Consider the following 15,800-nt stretch of genomic DNA (forward strand, 5'->3'; position numbering starts at 1 on the left):
TGCCGTACCGGGGCGGACATGGGGGAAGGCCGTCGCACCCTGTGCGACGGCCTTCCCGTGTCGGTCGGCGGCCCGGTCAGCGACCGGGCCCGGTCATTCGGCCGCAGCTCCGGTGGGCCAGCCCGTGGTGCCGCCCGGACGTCCGGGTCTGGCGGTGCTCGTCGGGGTCGGCGATCCGCTGGGACCGCCGATGATCCCGCCGTCCGAGCCCCCGGTGGCACTGCCGGTGGGGGTCGGCTCGCAGTACAGCTCCCACGGCTTGCAGGAGGGCTTGCCGCCCTTCGACGGGGTCGGGGACGGCGTCGGGGAGCTCGACGGCGAGGGCGACGGCGAGGCGGACGGCGACACGGGGGCCGAGGGGGTAGGGGAGGGGGCGCCCGCCGAGTCGGCCTTCACACCGATCTCCTCGGCTTCCGGGAACTGCGTGACCGGGGTGTCCTTGAGCGCTTCGCGCATGTAGTCGGTCCAGATCACGGCAGGGATGTCACCACCGTGGATGGAGTCGACACCGCCCACCTTGTTCATGGAGAGCAGCTCCTTGTCCCGCGAGTTGGGGTCGGAGCGGAAGAGGGCGACGGAGGTGGCCAGTTCCGGGGTGTAGCCGACGAACCAGGCCGACTTGTTCTTGTCGGTGGTACCGGTCTTGCCCGCGGCGGGCCGGCCCAGCTTCTTGACCTTGGTACCGGTACCGTTCTGGACCACGTTCTCCAGGACCTTGGTGATGTTGTCGGCGATGGCGTTGTCCATGGCCCGCTCGGCCTTGGGTGCCTCGAACCCGCTCAGCGCCTCCCCGTCCTTCTCGACCTTGGTCACGGAGAACGGCTCGCGGTGCGTACCGGAGGCGGCGAAGGTGGCGTAGGAGTCGGCCATGCGAATGGCACTCGGGGTGGAGGTGCCCAGCGCGAACGAGGCCGTGTTGTCCTTGTCCATCGACTCTTCGAGGATCCCGGTCGACTTGGCCAGCTCACGCACCTTGGAGTGCCCGACGTCGAACACGAGCTGGGCGAAGGGGACGTTGATGGACTTCTCCATCGCCTCGGTCAGGGTCACGTAGCCGTAGGCCGTGGGGCTCTCGTTCTTCTGCCGGAAGGGCTTGCCGTCGGGGCCGGCGAGCGGGTCGCCCTTGCGGCTCTTGATCACCGTGAGGTCGTCGGCCATGTACTTGCTGTCGGGCGAGATGCCCTGGCCGTTGGAGTTCTGGGTGCCGTGCTGCATCGCGGCGGCCAGGACGTAGGGCTTCCACGTCGAGCCGACGGGGACACCGATGGTGTTGGCGTTGTTGCTGAAGTGCTTCTTGTCCATGCCGGGCCCGCCGTACAGGGCCACGATGGCACCGCTCTTCACATCGACGGAGGCGGCGCCGAACTGCACGAAGGTGTCGTACTCGGGGCGCTTCTTCTCGTCGAGGAAGGCGTTGCGGGTGTCCTCGACGGCCTTGGCCAGGGCGTCCACCTTCGGCTTCTGGAAGGTGGTGTGGATCTGGTAGCCGCCCAGGGCCATCTGCTCGACCGTGATGTTCTTGGTCTTCATCACGTACTGCTTGGCCGTCTCGACCAGGTAGCCGATCTGGCCGGTCATGCCGCGGGCCTGTTCCGACTCGACGCGGGCGGGGAAGTCGGAGTCCTTGTACTTCGCCCGCTCGTCCTTGGTCATCCGGCCCACCTCGACCTCGCGGTCCAGGACCCAGGCCCAGCGCTTCCTGGCCCGCTGCTCGTTGAGGGCGGGGGTGGCCGCGGCGCCGATGCCGCCGTCCGGGTTGTACAGGTTGGGGCCCTTGAGCACGGAGGCCAGGAAGGCGCACTCGGCGGGGTTCAGGTCCTGGCTGTCCTTGCCGAAGTAGGCACGGGCCGCTGCCTGGATGCCGTAGGCGTCGCGCCCGTAGTAGGCGGTGTTGAGGTAGCCGGCGAGGACCGTGTCCTTCTCCTCGGAGACACCCAGCTTGACCGCGATGAACAGCTCGGTGACCTTGCGCTTGAGCGTCTGGTCGGAGTCCAGGTAGGTGTTCTTCACGTACTGCTGGGTGATGGTCGAGCCGCCCTGCGTGGAGCCGCCCGTGGCCATGTTCCACACGGCGCGGGCGATGCCCATCGGGTCGACGCCCTTGTCCGTCTCGAAGGACTCGTTCTCCGCCGCGATCACGGCGTCCCTCATCGCCCGGGGGATCTTGTCGATGGTCACGATCTGCCGGTTCATCGAACCGCCGGTCGCGACCATCTGGGTGTCGTCCGCCCAGTAGAAGACGTTGTTCTGCGCCTGCGCCGCCTTGTGCGGGTCGGGCGTGCCCACCATGGCGATGCCGATGCCCGCTCCGGCGGTGATGATCGCGAAGAAGCCCAGCGCCGTGCCGGACACCAGCTTCCAGGAGGGCACGAAGCGCTTCCAGCCGTCCCGATCGGACCGCGGGTAGTTGATGAGGCGCTTGTCGGGGCGCCCGGTGCCCCGGGCGGCGCGGCCGGAGCCCCGGCCGTGGCCGGCGGACCCCCTCTGGGCGGCCCGGCGGGCCTCGGCGCGGCTGCCGTGGGCGGACGGTTCCGCATACGGCCCGCTGGGCGAGGCGGTAGGGACGTCCCGTCCGGATCCGGCACCCCGGCCGGGACGCTGCTGGGCAGCCCGGCGGGCCGAGGCTCGCCCACCACCTTGGGGCTGCGACGGTTTGCGGCGGTGCTCGCTCATCGAACGACTACTCCTCGGGCAGGCGAGTGGCCTGGAAGCGGCAGGTGAATTCCGGTTCCCCCTGTGTCCTGGCGACAGACTACGCACGCCCAAAACCCAATCAGTGCCGAAGTTCACCCCAAATCAGGCAACCTGCGTCGTACGAATTGGTGATGTGATGCCGGTCACCACGTCACCCCTTGTCGCCGGACGCACACCGTTCTATCGTCTGGATGTATCGAGTCGATACATCAGCTCGGCATAAAGGCTCGGAGCGAGGGCTCGGAGTCAGAGTCGGAGGAGAGGCAGGCGGATGAGCAGGCGCTCAGGCATCCTCGAATTCGCCGTCCTCGGCCTGCTTCGCGAATCCCCCATGCACGGGTACGAGCTGCGCAAGCGGCTCAACACCTCGCTCGGGGTGTTCAGGGCCTTCAGCTACGGGACGCTCTATCCCTGCCTCAAGACGCTCGTCGCCAACGGCTGGTTGATCGAAGAACCGGGGAACGCCCCGGAAGACGCGCTCGCCGCTTCACTCGCAGGGCGGCGTGCCAAGATCGTCTACCGGTTGACGGCCGCGGGCAAGGAGCACTTCGAGGAGCTCCTCTCCCACACGGGACCCGACACCTGGGAGGACGAGTCCTTCGCCGCCCGGTTCGCCTTCTTCGGCCAGACCGAACGAGAGGTGCGCATGCGGGTGCTGGAGGGCCGCCGCAGCCGGCTGGAGGAGCGTCTGGAGAAGATGCGCGCCTCACTGGCCCGCACGCGGGAACGCCTCGACGACTACACGCTTGAGCTGCAGCGGCACGGCATGGAGTCCGTGGAGCGCGAAGTGCGCTGGCTGAACGAGCTCATCGAGAGCGAGCGGGCGGGACGGGATCGGATGCGACCCGGTCCGTCCGACGAAACTGAAAAATGAGGCCTGCATCTCGCAGACCTCGTCCGAGAACAAACAGGGAGCAACCGGAATGGGTTCGGTTCGCGTAGCCATCGTCGGCGTGGGCAACTGCGCCGCCTCGCTGGTGCAGGGCGTCGAGTACTACAAGGACGCCGACCCGGCGTCCAAGGTCCCCGGGCTGATGCACGTCCAGTTCGGCGACTACCACGTGCGTGACATCGAGTTCGTCGCCGCGTTCGACGTCGACGCGAAGAAGGTCGGCCTCGACCTTTCGGACGCCATCGGCGCCAGCGAGAACAACACCATCAAGATCTGCGACGTCCCGAACACCGGTGTGACCGTCCAGCGCGGCCACACCCTGGACGGCCTGGGCAAGTACTACCGCATGACCATCGAGGAGTCGGCCGAGGCTCCGGTCGACGTGGTGCAGATCCTCAAGGACCGCCAGGTCGACGTCCTGATCTGCTACCTCCCGGTCGGCTCCGAGGACGCGGCGAAGTTCTACGCCCAGTGCGCCATCGACGCCAAGGTCGCCTTCGTCAACGCCCTCCCGGTCTTCATCGCCGGCACCAAGGAGTGGGCCGACAAGTTCACCGAGGCCGGTGTCCCGATCGTCGGCGACGACATCAAGTCGCAGGTCGGCGCCACCATCACGCACCGCGTGATGGCCAAGCTGTTCGAGGACCGCGGTGTCCGTCTTGAGCGCACCATGCAGCTCAACGTCGGCGGCAACATGGACTTCAAGAACATGCTCGAGCGCGACCGCCTCGAGTCGAAGAAGATCTCCAAGACGCAGGCCGTCACCTCGCAGATCCCCGACCGTGAGCTCGGCGAGAAGAACGTCCACATCGGCCCGTCCGACTACGTCGCGTGGCTCGACGACCGCAAGTGGGCCTACGTCCGCCTCGAGGGCCGTGCCTTCGGCGACGTCCCGCTGAACCTCGAGTACAAGCTCGAGGTGTGGGACTCCCCGAACTCCGCCGGTGTCATCATCGACGCCCTGCGCGCCGCGAAGATCGCCAAGGACCGCGGTATCGGCGGCCCGATCCTCTCCGCGTCCAGCTACTTCATGAAGTCCCCGCCGGTGCAGTACTTCGACGACGAGGCCTACGCGAACGTCGAGAAGTTCATCAAGGGCGAGGTCGAGCGCTAGTCGAGCCCCAAGGGTCCGCGAGGACACCTGGACTTCGGCTGTTCTTCCGCGGAGGGTCCCCGGGCAATATGCCCGGGGACCCTCCGCGTATGTGACCCTTGCCCTCATGCCCGTCGTACGTGATCTGCGCGTACTCCTGCGCCTGAGGGACTTCCGCAACCTGCTCGCCGTACGGCTGCTCTCCCAGGCGGCGGACGGCGTCTACCAGGTCGCGCTCGCCACCTACGTCGTCTTCTCCCCCGAGAAGCAGACCTCGCCGGCGGCCATCGCCTCGGCCATGGCGGTGCTCCTGCTGCCGTATTCCGCGATCGGCCCGTTCGCCGGGGTGCTGCTCGACCGCTGGCGCCGCCGTCAGGTCTTCCTCTACGGCAACCTGCTGCGGGCCTTCCTCGCCTGCGTCACCGGCATGCTGATCGTGGCCCAGGTTCCCGACTGGCTGTTCTACGCGTCGGCGCTGTCCGTGACGGCCGTCAACCGCTTCGTCCTGGCCGGGCTCTCCGCCTCCCTGCCCCACGTCGTGGGACCCGGCCAGCTCGTCACCGCGAACGCCCTCTCCCCGACCGCCGGAACCCTCGCGGCGACCGCCGGCGGGGGACTGGCCTTCCTCGTCCGGCTGCTGGCCGCCGACGCCGACGCCCTCGTCGTCCTCCTCGGCGCCGGGCTCTACCTGACCGCGGCCCTCGCCTCCCTGCGCCTGGCCATCGGCCTCCTGGGGCCCGACCACCCCCCTGGCCCGCTCTACCCTTCAGTCGCCGAAGGGGTGGCCCACACCGTCCGCGGCATGGCCGAGGGACTGCGCCACCTCGCCTCCCGCCGGGAAGCCGCCCAGGCGCTCACCGCGATGACGATGATGCGGTTCTGCTACGGGGCGCTGTTCGTCATGCTGCTGATGCTCTGCCGCTACGCGTGGTCGGACAACGAGTCCGACGGACTCGCTCTCCTGGGGGTCGCGGTCGCCGTGTCGGGGGCCGGTTTCTTCACGGCCGCCGTCGTCACTCCCTGGCTGGTGGACCGGCTGGGCCCGCTGGGCTGGATCACCGCCTGCTCAGCGGGCGCCGCGGTCCTGGTGCCCGGGCTCGGACTGTTCTTCGCCCCCGCACCCATGCTGATCGCCGCGTTCGTCCTCGGCCTCGCCACCCAGGGCGCCAAGATCTCCACCGACACGATCGTGCAGTCACGGGTGGACGACGACTACCGCGGCCGCGTGTTCTCCGTCTACGACGTGCTCTTCAACGTCGCGTTCGTCGGCGCGGCGGCGGTGGCCTCCCTCATGCTCCCCGCCAACGGGCAGTCCGTGCCGCTGGTCCTGTGCGTGACCGCCCTCTACGCCGTCACCGCGGCGCTGCTGGGCCGCGAAGGCCGACGTTTCACGTGAAACATCACCGCCCGCATCTCGCCGGGGGCGATGTTTCACGTGAAACATCGCCCCCGGCCCTTCCGCGTCAGGCCTGCGCGGCCCACCACTCCTTGAGGGCGGCGACGGCCGCATCCCGTCCCATCGGCCCGTTCTCCAGCCGCAGCTCCAGCAGGAACGCGTACGCCTTCCCGATCACCGGACCGGGGCCGACGTCCAGCACCCGCATGATCTCGTTGCCGTCCAGGTCGGGCCGGATCGCGTCCAGCTCCTCCTGCTCCTGCAGCTGCGCGATGCGCTCCTCCAGCCCGTCGTAGGTGCGGGAGAGCGCATTGGCCTTGCGCTTGTTGCGCGTGGTGCAGTCGGAACGGGTCAGCTTGTGCAGCCGCTCCAGCAGCGGGCCGGCGTCGCGCACGTAGCGCCGTACCGCGGAGTCCGTCCACTCGCCGTCGCCGTACCCGTGGAACCGCAGGTGCAGCTCCACCAGGCGGGACACGTCCTTGATGATGTCGTTGGAGTACTTCAGCGCCGTCAGACGCTTCTTGGTCATCTTCGCGCCCACCACCTCGTGGTGGTGGAAGGAGACCCTGCCGTCGCTCTCGAAGCGCCGGGTACGGGGCTTGCCGATGTCGTGGAGCAGGGCAGCGAGACGCAGCACCAGGTCCGGGCCGTCCTCCTCCAGCGCGATCGCCTGCTCCAGGACGATCAGCGAGTGGTCGTAGACGTCCTTGTGGCGGTGGTGCTCGTCGCTCTCCAGCCGCAGGGCGGGCAGCTCCGGCAGGACCTGGTCGGCCAGCCCGGTGTCCACGAGCAGGCCCAGGCCCTTGCGCGGGTTGGCGGAGAGGATCAGCTTGTTCAGCTCGCCCTGCACCCGCTCCGCCGAGACGATCTCGATGCGGTCGGACATGGCCTTCATGGCCGCGACGACCTCGGGAGCGACCTCGAAGTCCAGCTGCGCGGCGAACCGCGCCGCCCGCAGCATGCGCAGCGGATCGTCGGAGAACGACTCCTCAGGGGTGCCGGGGGTCCGCAGCACGCCGGCGGCCAGATCCTCCAGACCGCCGTAGGGGTCGATGAACTCCTGCTCCGGCAGGGCCAGCGCCATGGCGTTGACCGTGAAGTCGCGCCGGACCAGGTCGTCCTCGATCGAGTCGCCGTAGGAGACCTCGGGCTTGCGCGACGTACGGTCGTAGGCCTCCGACCGGTATGTCGTCACCTCGATCTGGAAGGACCGCTCAGTGTCTTCCACGTGGGCGGCCTTGTGCGCGCCGACCGTGCCGAAGGCGATGCCGACGTCCCACACCGAGTCGGCCCACGGACGGACGATCTTCAGAACGTCCTCGGGGCGGGCATCGGTGGTGAAGTCGAGATCGTTGCCGAGACGCCCGAGCAGCGCGTCGCGGACGGACCCGCCGACCAGGGCGAGGCGGAAGCCCGCCTCCTGGAAACGGCGGCCGAGCTCGTCGGCGACAGGGGCGACCCGCAGCAGTTCACTCACCGCGCGGCGCTGCACCTGACTCAGGGCACTGGGATTGTCTTCGTTGGCGTTCGGCACAACAGAAAAGGGTACGTGTCCCGCCCGGCGCGGGCTCCCCCGTTTATGGCGACCCCGGTACACGGCAGCCCCGGGGCTGAGCCGATCATGTGGAGCAAGGGGCGGCACTCGCGCACAGCGGGTCTCGTTACCATGCGTGGACGCACACACGACGACCACTGACACTTCGAGGGACGGGCTAACGCGTGGCCGAGGCGGCAGACATCCTGGGGGCGTCCCCCACTCCTGTCCGGCGCCGATGGCTGCGGCGCACGGTGGTCCTGCTCGCCGGGACGCCCGTCCTCGCCGCCCTGGTCTACTCTCCCGCCCCCGAGGCGGAGGCCGCCCAGGCGGCCACCGTAGACGTCCAGCTGACCTCGATGACCCCCGCCGCCCCGGTCAAGGGCGACACCCTGACCATCTCCGGCACCGTGGTCAACAACGGCTCCGAGACGATCACCGACGCACATGTGGGCCTGCGGGTCGGGCCCCTCCTCGCGGACCGGTCCTCGATCGACGAGGCGGCGGAGCGCACCAGCTTCCGGGCCGGCACGGACCCCGGGGAGATCGACCCGGCCCACGCCGTGAAGATCGCCTCGCTGCCCTCGAAGGTCAACCATTCGTTCACGCTCACGGTCCCGGTGAACAAGCTGGAGCTGGACAAGGACGGCGTCTACCAGCTGGGCGTCTCCCTGTCCGGGGAGACCGAGAGCCGCCCGTCCGAGCAGGTCCTCGGCATCAAGCGCACCTTCCTGCCCTGGCAGCCGGAAGCGGCGGCCAAGCGGGCCCAGCTCACCTATGTGTGGCCGCTGATCTCCACCACCCACGTGACCGCGGAAACCGGCTCTGACGAAACCCAGACCCCCGTCTTCCTCGACGACTCCCTCGCCGAGGAGCTCAAGCCGGGCGGTCGGCTGGAGCGGATGGTCGCTCTCGGCAAGGACCTGCCCATCACCTGGGTCATCGATCCCGACCTGCTGTACACGGTCGACGCGATGACCAAGGGCTACCGGGTCCGCGTCCCGGGCGGAAAGCCCGTCCAGGGCAAGAACAAGGCCCTCGCCGAACAGTGGCTGAGCTCCCTGGAAGCCGCCGTCCAGGGCAAGAAGGTCGTGGCTCTGCCCTTCGCGGACCCCGACCTCGCCTCCCTCGCCCACCGGGGCAAGGACGTCTCGGGGACCCTGGGCCAGCTGCGCCCCGCCACCGACAAGGCGAAGCAGGCCGTCGAGACGGTCCTGCACGTCCCGGCGTCCACCGATTTCTCCTGGCCCGTGGACGGCGCCATCGACCCCTCGATCGTCAACGTCGCCACCTCGGCCGGCGCCCACAACATCCTCACCCGCAGCGACAGCCTCTCCGAGAGCGGCGCCCTCGGCTACACCCCCTCGGCCGCCCGGCCCATCGGCGCGGGCGCGACCGCCGTCGTCGCCGACGCGGAACTGTCCACCGCCTTCGAGGGCGACATGCTGAGCGCCGGGAACTCCACGCTCGCCGTGCAGCGGTTCCTGGCCCACAGCCTCGCGCTGAACATGCAGAAGACCGACGAGCAGCGCAGCTTCGTCGTCACCCCGCAGCGGATGCCCGGCGTCAGCCAGGTGCAGACGATGGCCGACGCCATCCGCGCCCTCCAGGCCGGCCGCTGGATCCAGCCCGTCGACCTCGAGGCCGCGGCCGCGGCCAAACCCGACCCCGCCGCCGCCACCCAGGTGCCGGGCGCCGGACAGTACCCCGAGGACCTGCGCAAGCAGGAGCTTCCGGTGGCGGCCTTCGAGAAGATCCGGACCACCCAGAACACCCTCGACCACTTCAAGGTCATCCTGGCGGCACCCGACCGCGTCGAGATCCCCTTCGGCAACACCACCAACCGGGAGATGTCCACCTCCTGGCGCGGCCACCCCGCGGAGGCCGCGCTCTACCGGGACCAGGTCCAGGACTATCTGATCGGCCTCACCGAGAAGGTCAAGGTCGTCCCCAAGTCCGACGCCACCCTGTCCGGACACAGCGCCACCATCCCGGTGAGCGTCCAGAACAGCCTCGTCCAGGACGTGCGCGACCTCGTCCTGCGGGTGAAGTCCGCCAACCCGACCCGCTTGATGTTCGGCGACAAGGGCGAGGCCGAACAGCAGGTCACCGTTCAGGGCGACCACACCCAGACCGTAAAGTTCATCGCGAACGCCACCGCGAGCGGCCCCGTCGAGGTCACCGCGCAGCTGTTCACCAAGGACGGCGTCCCCTACGGCAAGGAACGGAAGTTCACCGTCGACGCCACCGAGATCACCCCCACCGTCATGCTCGTCATCGCCGGCGGTGTGCTCCTCCTCGTCCTGGCGGGCATCAAGATGTACGCCAGCCGCAAGCGCGTCGCCGCGCGCGCGGCCGCGGAGGAGAGCACGCAGCCGAGTGACGAGTCCCCGGACACCGGACCGCAAAGCACCGAGGGGTCCGGCACGGGTGAGACAGTGGACCGTTGAGCGATGCCGTGGCCGGTCGGCCTGGGGACGATGAGGTGGGGTTTCGATGAACGCGCCGTACGACGGTGACCGCGCGCAGGGCACTGGTGGGCCCGCGCCCTCCCAGGGCACTGCACCGGGCACCCCGGTGCCCGGGCAGGTTCCCGCGCCTGCGCCCGCGCCGGAACGCGACCCGTATGTCCAGGACGCCTACGACTACGACCCGTACCGGTCCCAGGACCTGTCCGCACAGGACCCCGTGTCCGAGGTCCTCTACGACAGAGCCGCGCACCCCCCGCCACCGCCCGGCACCTACCAGGAGGCCGGCCCGCTCTACGCGGCGCCCACCGCGCCCTCCTACGCCCCCGATCCGCGCGTCTGGGCCCAGACTCCGCCGCCCGAGCCGGACGGCCCCTCCCGCCACCTGCCCTACGGCGACCGCCCCACCACGACCGAGTTCGTCGGCGTGGACTCCCTCGTCACCAGGGCCTCGGACGAACAGCCCGAACCCGACGCCTTCGCCCACCTGTACCGGGACCAGGAGGCGGCTCCCCGCACGCCCGCCGAAGACGCCCCCGTGGCCGCCCCGGCCCCTGCCAAGCCCGCCGGACGCGCCTCCAGCCTGCTGAAGTCCAGCGCGCTCATGGCGGCCGGCACGATCGTCTCCCGCATCACCGGCTTCCTGCGGACCCTGGTCATCGCCGGAGCCATCGGCGTGGGCACCTTCAACGACACGTACCAGATCGCCAACACGCTGCCCACGATGATCTACGTGCTGGTCGGCGGCGGCGCCCTCAACGCCGTCTTCATCCCGCAGCTCGTGCGGGCCATGAAGAACGACAGTGACGGCGGCCAGGCGTACGCCAACCGGCTGCTGACCCTCGTCGTGGTCCTGCTGGCCGCCATCACCACCGTCTGCGTCCTGGCCGCACCGGTGTTCATCACGATGATGTCGCCGAAGATCGCATCCGACCCCCAGCAGATGGAGGTCGCGGTCGCCTTCGCCCGCTACTGCCTGCCCACCATGTTCTTCATGGGCGTGCACGTGGTGCTCGGTCAGATCCTCAACGCCCGCGGCCGCTTCGGCGCGATGATGTGGACCCCGGTCCTCAACAACATCGTCGTCATCGCCACGTTCGGCGCCTTCATCTGGGCCTTCGGCGGCTTCACCACCTCCGGAGTCAACGCCACCACCGTCACCTCCGACGGGGTGCGCCTCCTGGGTCTCGGCACCCTGCTGGGCCTCACCGTCCAGGCCCTCGCCATGCTGCCCTACCTGCGCGACGCCGGCTTCAAGCCGCGTCTGCGCTTCGACTGGAAGGGCCACGGCCTCGGCAAGGCCGCCCGCCTGGCCAAGTGGACGTTCTTCTTCGTCCTCGCCAACCAGATCGGGCTCGTCGTCGTCACCCAGCTCGCCACCTGGGCCGGATCCGTCGCCGAGAAGCAGGGCCACCCCGGCACCGGCATCACCGCGTACAACTACGCGCTGCTGCTGTGGCAGATGCCCCAGGCCATCATCACCGTCTCCGTCATGACGGCCGTCCTGCCGCGCATCTCCCGGTCCGCCCACGACGGGGACGCGGCCGCCGTGCGCGACGACATCTCCTACGGGCTGCGCACCTCCGCCGTCGCGATCGTGCCCTGCGCCTTCGCGTTCCTCGCGCTCGGCGTCCCCATGGCCACCCTGCTCTACGCCGGTTCCGGCTCCGGCGCCCAGAACATCGGCTACGTCCTGATGGCCTTCGGCCTCGGACTGATCCCGTACTCGGTCCAGTACGTGGTCCTGCGCGGGTTCTACGCCTACGAGGACACCCGGACGCCCTTCTACAACACCGTCATCGTCGCCGCCGTCAACGCGGCGGGCTCCGCGGCCTCCTTCTTCCTCCTCCCCGCCCGGTGGGCCGTCGTCGGCATGGCCGCCGCGTACGGCCTCGGGTACGCCGTCGGCGTGGGAGTGGCCTGGCGCCGCCTGAAGGCCCGCCTCGGCGGCGACCTCGACGGTGCCCACGTGATGCGCACCTACGCCCGCCTCACCGGCGCCTGCGTGCCCGCGGCCGCCGCGGCCGGGGGCGCCGCTTACGGGGTCACCCAGTGGCTGGGCAGCGGAGCCGCCGGCTCCGCCGCCTCCCTCGTGGCCGGAGGCATCGCCCTGGCAGCCGTGTTCCTCATCGCCGCCAAGCGGATGCGGATCGAAGAACTCAACTCGATGGTCGGTATGGTCCGCGGACGACTGGGGCGCTGATGCGCACAACCGTCGCCCCCTTTCGTGTGTCGTGCATAGCGTCGGACTGTGGGCACAATTGGCATGGCTTCGCAGACTGGCCGACAGTGCGCAACGGATGGGGAGGCGGGAACGACGGTGGCGGAACGTAGCACGGCTGCCGTCGACGTGGCCGACACCAGTGGCGACAAGCCGCTGGCCGCGACAGCGGACAAGGCCACGGCCGACGGGGTGGACACCCAGAACGGACGAGCCGCGGACGGACCCATGACCGAAAAGGACGGCGAACGCACGACCGCGGCCCCCGCGGCCGCACCGGAACTCCACAGCGGCCACAAGCTCGCCAGACGCTACCGGCTCGAAGAGTGCGTCACCCGTGTGGACGGCTTCAGCAGCTGGCGTGCGATGGACGAGAAGCTGCGCCGGGCCGTCGGCGTCCACCTGCTGCCCGCCGACCACCCGCGGGCCCGTTCCGTCCTGGCCGCCGCACGCTCCTCCGCCCTGCTCGGCGACCCCAGGTTCGTCCAGGTGCTCGATGCCGTGGAGGAGAACGACCTCGTCTACGTCGTCCACGAATGGCTGCCCGACGCCACCGAACTCACCGCGCTCCTCGCCGCGGGCCCGTTGGAGGCGCACGAGGCCTACCAGCTCGTCAGCCAGGTCTCCCAGGCCATGACCGCGGCCCACCGCGAGGGCCTCGCCCATCTGCGTCTGACGCCCAGCGCGATACTGCGCACCTCCACCGGCCAGTACCGCATCCGCGGCCTCGCCGTGAACGCCGCCCTGCGCGGCATCACCAGCGAAACGCCGCAGCGCGCCGACACCGAGGCCATCGGCGCACTCCTGTACGCCGCGCTCACCCAGCGCTGGCCGTACGAGAGCGACGCGTACGGCCTCGCCGGCCTGCCCAAGGGCGTCGGCCTGATCGCCCCCGACCAGGTCCGCGCGGGCGTCCACCGGGGCCTGGGCGAGCTCGCCATGCGCGCCCTCGCCAACGACGGGGCCACCGCCTCCCGTCAGGAACCCGCCTGCACCACCCCCGAGGAGCTGGCCAAGGCCGTCGCCGCGATGCCGCGCATCCGGCCGCCGGAGCCCGCGTTCACCGCGCCGCCCGAGTACCAGCACACCACCTACCAGCAGGGGAGCTACGGCCGCCCCGCGCAGCCTGGACTGACCACGGCGCAGCCCGCGGTCGTCCCGCCGCCGCCCCCGCTGCAGAGCCGCACCGGCCGCGCCCTCAAGTGGGGTGTCGCCGCCCTGCTGATCGCCGCCCTCGGCCTCGGCAGCTGGCAGCTGGCCGACACCCTGCTGGACCGCAACAGCGGCGGCACCAACGGCCCGAACCACACGCAGCCCGAGTCCGACGACGCCCAGAAGGGACCCGCCCCCGCCAAGCTTCTGGAGATCAAGCACGCCTCGGTCCTCGGGAACTCGGTCAAGCCGGAACTCGCCGAGAAGACCATCGACGGCAACCCCGCGTCAGCGTGGATCACCCCCCGGTACGTGAACTACGCCAAGTTCGGCAACCTGGAACAGGACAACGACGGCAGCGGCATCATCATCGACCTGGGCAAGGTGCAGGACGTTTCCGGCATCGAGGTGGACATGTCCTTCGCAGGCCAGACAGCCGAGGTGCTCGCCGCGGCCCCTGACGCCACCACCCCTGGCTCCATCGCCGGCTTCACCCAGCGCGTCATCGCATCGGGACGCGCCGAGAGCAAGCTCCAGACCACGCTCGACGCACCGATCCGGACCCGCTACCTGCTGATCCACGTCAGCGAACTGCCCTCCGACGGCACGGGCGGCTATCGGGGCGGCATCAGCGAGATCAGGGTGCTGGGCCCCAGCTCCTGAGCCCCACGCGCGCGCGGGGACGTCGTAAGGCGCGGAAGGAAGCAGGGTGTGATGCCAGACGGATCCGCGAGCAGCCACAGCGACCAGGAGCTCCTGGCGCTGCACGCCGCCGGAGACCCCGAGGCCTTCGGGGAGCTCGTGCGGCGCCACCGCGACCGGCTGTGGGCGGTGGCGCTGCGGACGCTCGGCGACCGGGAAGAGGCCGCCGACGCGGTACAGGACGCGCTCGTATCCGCCTACCGGGCCGCCCACACCTTCCGCGGGGAATCCGCCGTCACCACCTGGCTCCACCGCATCACCGTCAACGCCTGCCTGGACCGCGCCCGCAAGGCCGCCTCCCGCAAGACCTCGCCGCTCGACGACACGGAGCGCCTGGAGCGCCTCCTGGAGCCCCACGAGTCCGCCGAGGCCCCAGCCGAACGCCAGGACCTCCACCGCCAGCTCCTGGCCGCCCTCAGCACCCTCCCGGCCGATCAGCGGGCCGCACTGGTCCTGGTCGACATGCAGGGATACCCCGTCGCCGAAGCCGCCGAGATCCTCGACGTCCCCACCGGCACCGTGAAGAGCCGCTGCGCACGCGGCCGGGCGAAATTGCTCCCGATGGTCACTCATCTGCGCACCGATGCCGGGGATAACACCGACGTCGAGCGGGGAAGGAACCGGACGCCGGGCACAGCCGTCCCACCAGCGGCAGAACCCAGGCAGCCAGACCCCGACGCAGTGAAGGGCGGAGGTGGACGACCGTGAGCCCCAGCACCGGCACGACCGGCACGATCCGGCACCCGGACGTCTCGGAGATCTCCGACCTGACCGAAGGACTGCTCTCCCCGGCCCGCAGCGCCGAAGTCCGGCGCCACCTCGGGGACTGCGCGCTGTGCGCCGACGTCCGCACCTCCCTGGAGGAGATCCGGGCCCTGCTGGGCACCCTCCCGGGACCGACCCGGATGCCCGCCGACATCGCGGGCCGCATCGACGCCGCCCTCGCCGCCGAGGCCCTGCTCGACGCCACGACGCCCCCAGCCTCCGGCGCGGTCCGCCGGGCGGCCCAGGCGCCCCGTCCGCACCCCGCCGACCGCGATGTTTCACGTGAAACACCGCCTGCCGGGCCCTCCGGTCACCCGACCGGCCCAACCGGCCCGGGCCGCCGCCGCGCCCGCCGCCGGATCGCCGTGCTCGCGGGACTGACCGGAGCCGCGGCCTGCGCCCTCGGGATCTTCCTGTTCGGCGACTTCTCCGGCCCGCCCGCGCAGACGGCCCGCGACGCGTCGAGCTCCGCCGCCCAGCCGCACGCCGCCGACGGCTCCTACACCGCCCAGGGCCTCCAGAACACGGTCCGGCACCTCCTCGCCTCCGGGAAGGCCACGGGTACGGACCCGGAGGAGCAGAACAACACGTACGGGGTGGAGAACAGCCCTCAGGCGCCCGGGATCGCACCCGACGACCGCCGGGCCGCCCCCGTCCCGGCCTGTGTGCAGAAGGCGACCGGCCGCTCGGACCTCCCGCTCGCCGCCGAGCGCGGCTCCTACCAGGGCAGTCCCGTCTTCCTGCTCGTCCTGCCCCACCCGGGCGACGCCTCCCGCGTGGACGCCTACCTCGTGGACAGCGGCTGCGAAACCGCCCCGGCCACCACCGGACGGGTGTTGCTCACGAACACCTATGCCCGAAGCTGACACATCGGGGACCCGCA

General features: G+C 70.3%; 10 protein-coding genes. 8 read left to right on the top strand and 2 right to left on the bottom strand.

The genetic code is table 11. From position 1 onward, the window contains the following. Positions 1-93: 93 nt before the first annotated feature. Positions 94-2,673: a transglycosylase domain-containing protein gene (locus ACZ6I1_RS07005; protein ID WP_469284007.1), complete on the bottom strand. Its 2,580-nt coding sequence runs from the start codon at positions 2,671-2,673 to the stop codon at positions 94-96. A 292-nt stretch (positions 2,674-2,965) separates the two neighbouring features. Here ACZ6I1_RS07005 and ACZ6I1_RS07010 point away from each other — a divergent pair, with 292 nt between their 5' ends. The 3 genes from ACZ6I1_RS07010 to ACZ6I1_RS07020 all read left to right on the top strand — a co-directional run bounded on the left by ACZ6I1_RS07010 (position 2,966) and on the right by ACZ6I1_RS07020 (position 6,075). Next, positions 2,966-3,568, top strand: a complete 603-nt coding sequence (locus tag ACZ6I1_RS07010) for a PadR family transcriptional regulator (RefSeq protein WP_385168480.1) — start codon at positions 2,966-2,968, stop codon at positions 3,566-3,568. Positions 3,569-3,617: 49 nt separating this feature from the next. After that, entirely contained in the window at positions 3,618-4,700 is a 1,083-nt protein-coding gene (locus tag ACZ6I1_RS07015; RefSeq protein WP_362582425.1) for an inositol-3-phosphate synthase, read from the top strand. Between the two features lie 106 nt (positions 4,701-4,806). Beyond that, positions 4,807-6,075, top strand: coding sequence for an MFS transporter (locus tag ACZ6I1_RS07020; protein ID WP_469284012.1), 1,269 nt, complete (start codon positions 4,807-4,809; stop codon positions 6,073-6,075). A gap of 67 nt (positions 6,076-6,142) precedes the next feature. On the opposite strand, the gene ACZ6I1_RS07025 is transcribed toward ACZ6I1_RS07020, so the two are convergent. After that, positions 6,143-7,609 carry a CCA tRNA nucleotidyltransferase gene (locus ACZ6I1_RS07025; RefSeq protein WP_469284013.1) on the bottom strand — a complete coding sequence of 489 codons (1,467 nt, stop codon included), beginning with the start codon at positions 7,607-7,609 and terminating at the stop codon, positions 6,143-6,145. A 185-nt stretch (positions 7,610-7,794) separates the two neighbouring features. On the opposite strand from ACZ6I1_RS07025, the gene ACZ6I1_RS07030 reads away from it, so the two are divergent. The 5 genes from ACZ6I1_RS07030 to ACZ6I1_RS07050 all read left to right on the top strand — a co-directional run bounded on the left by ACZ6I1_RS07030 (position 7,795) and on the right by ACZ6I1_RS07050 (position 15,783). Beyond that, on the top strand, positions 7,795-10,059 hold the full coding sequence (locus ACZ6I1_RS07030) for a DUF6049 family protein (RefSeq protein WP_469284015.1): 2,265 nt from the start codon (positions 7,795-7,797) through the stop codon (positions 10,057-10,059). Between the two features lie 46 nt (positions 10,060-10,105). Continuing rightward, positions 10,106-12,280 (top strand): murein biosynthesis integral membrane protein MurJ, encoded by a 2,175-nt coding sequence (murJ, locus tag ACZ6I1_RS07035; protein WP_469284017.1) that lies wholly within the window; start codon positions 10,106-10,108, stop codon positions 12,278-12,280. Between the two features lie 117 nt (positions 12,281-12,397). Beyond that, entirely contained in the window at positions 12,398-14,113 is a 1,716-nt protein-coding gene (locus tag ACZ6I1_RS07040) for a protein kinase family protein (RefSeq protein ID WP_469284020.1), read from the top strand. Between the two features lie 51 nt (positions 14,114-14,164). Further along, positions 14,165-14,860 (top strand): RNA polymerase sigma factor SigM, encoded by a 696-nt coding sequence (gene sigM / locus ACZ6I1_RS07045; RefSeq protein WP_469284022.1) that lies wholly within the window; start codon positions 14,165-14,167, stop codon positions 14,858-14,860. Next, entirely contained in the window at positions 14,857-15,783 is a 927-nt protein-coding gene (locus tag ACZ6I1_RS07050) for an anti-sigma factor (protein WP_469284024.1), read from the top strand. The genes sigM and ACZ6I1_RS07050 overlap by 4 nt, the downstream gene beginning before the upstream one ends. The last annotated feature ends 17 nt before the right edge of the window (positions 15,784-15,800 follow it).

The sequence above is a fragment of the Streptomyces sp. NPDC046303 genome, from assembly GCF_055588085.1.

What these genes read in the sequence shown, in the direction of transcription:
- ACZ6I1_RS07005 (WP_469284007.1), bottom strand. Translation starts at nt 2,673, where the DNA reads ATGAGCGAGCACCGCCGCAAACCGTCGCAGCCCCAAGGTGGTGGGCGA.
- ACZ6I1_RS07010 (WP_385168480.1), top strand. Translation starts at nt 2,966, where the DNA reads ATGAGCAGGCGCTCAGGCATCCTCGAATTCGCCGTCCTCGGCCTGCTT.
- ACZ6I1_RS07015 (WP_362582425.1), top strand. Translation starts at nt 3,618, where the DNA reads ATGGGTTCGGTTCGCGTAGCCATCGTCGGCGTGGGCAACTGCGCCGCC.
- ACZ6I1_RS07020 (WP_469284012.1), top strand. Translation starts at nt 4,807, where the DNA reads ATGCCCGTCGTACGTGATCTGCGCGTACTCCTGCGCCTGAGGGACTTC.
- murJ (WP_469284017.1), top strand. Translation starts at nt 10,106, where the DNA reads ATGAACGCGCCGTACGACGGTGACCGCGCGCAGGGCACTGGTGGGCCC.
- sigM (WP_469284022.1), top strand. Translation starts at nt 14,165, where the DNA reads ATGCCAGACGGATCCGCGAGCAGCCACAGCGACCAGGAGCTCCTGGCG.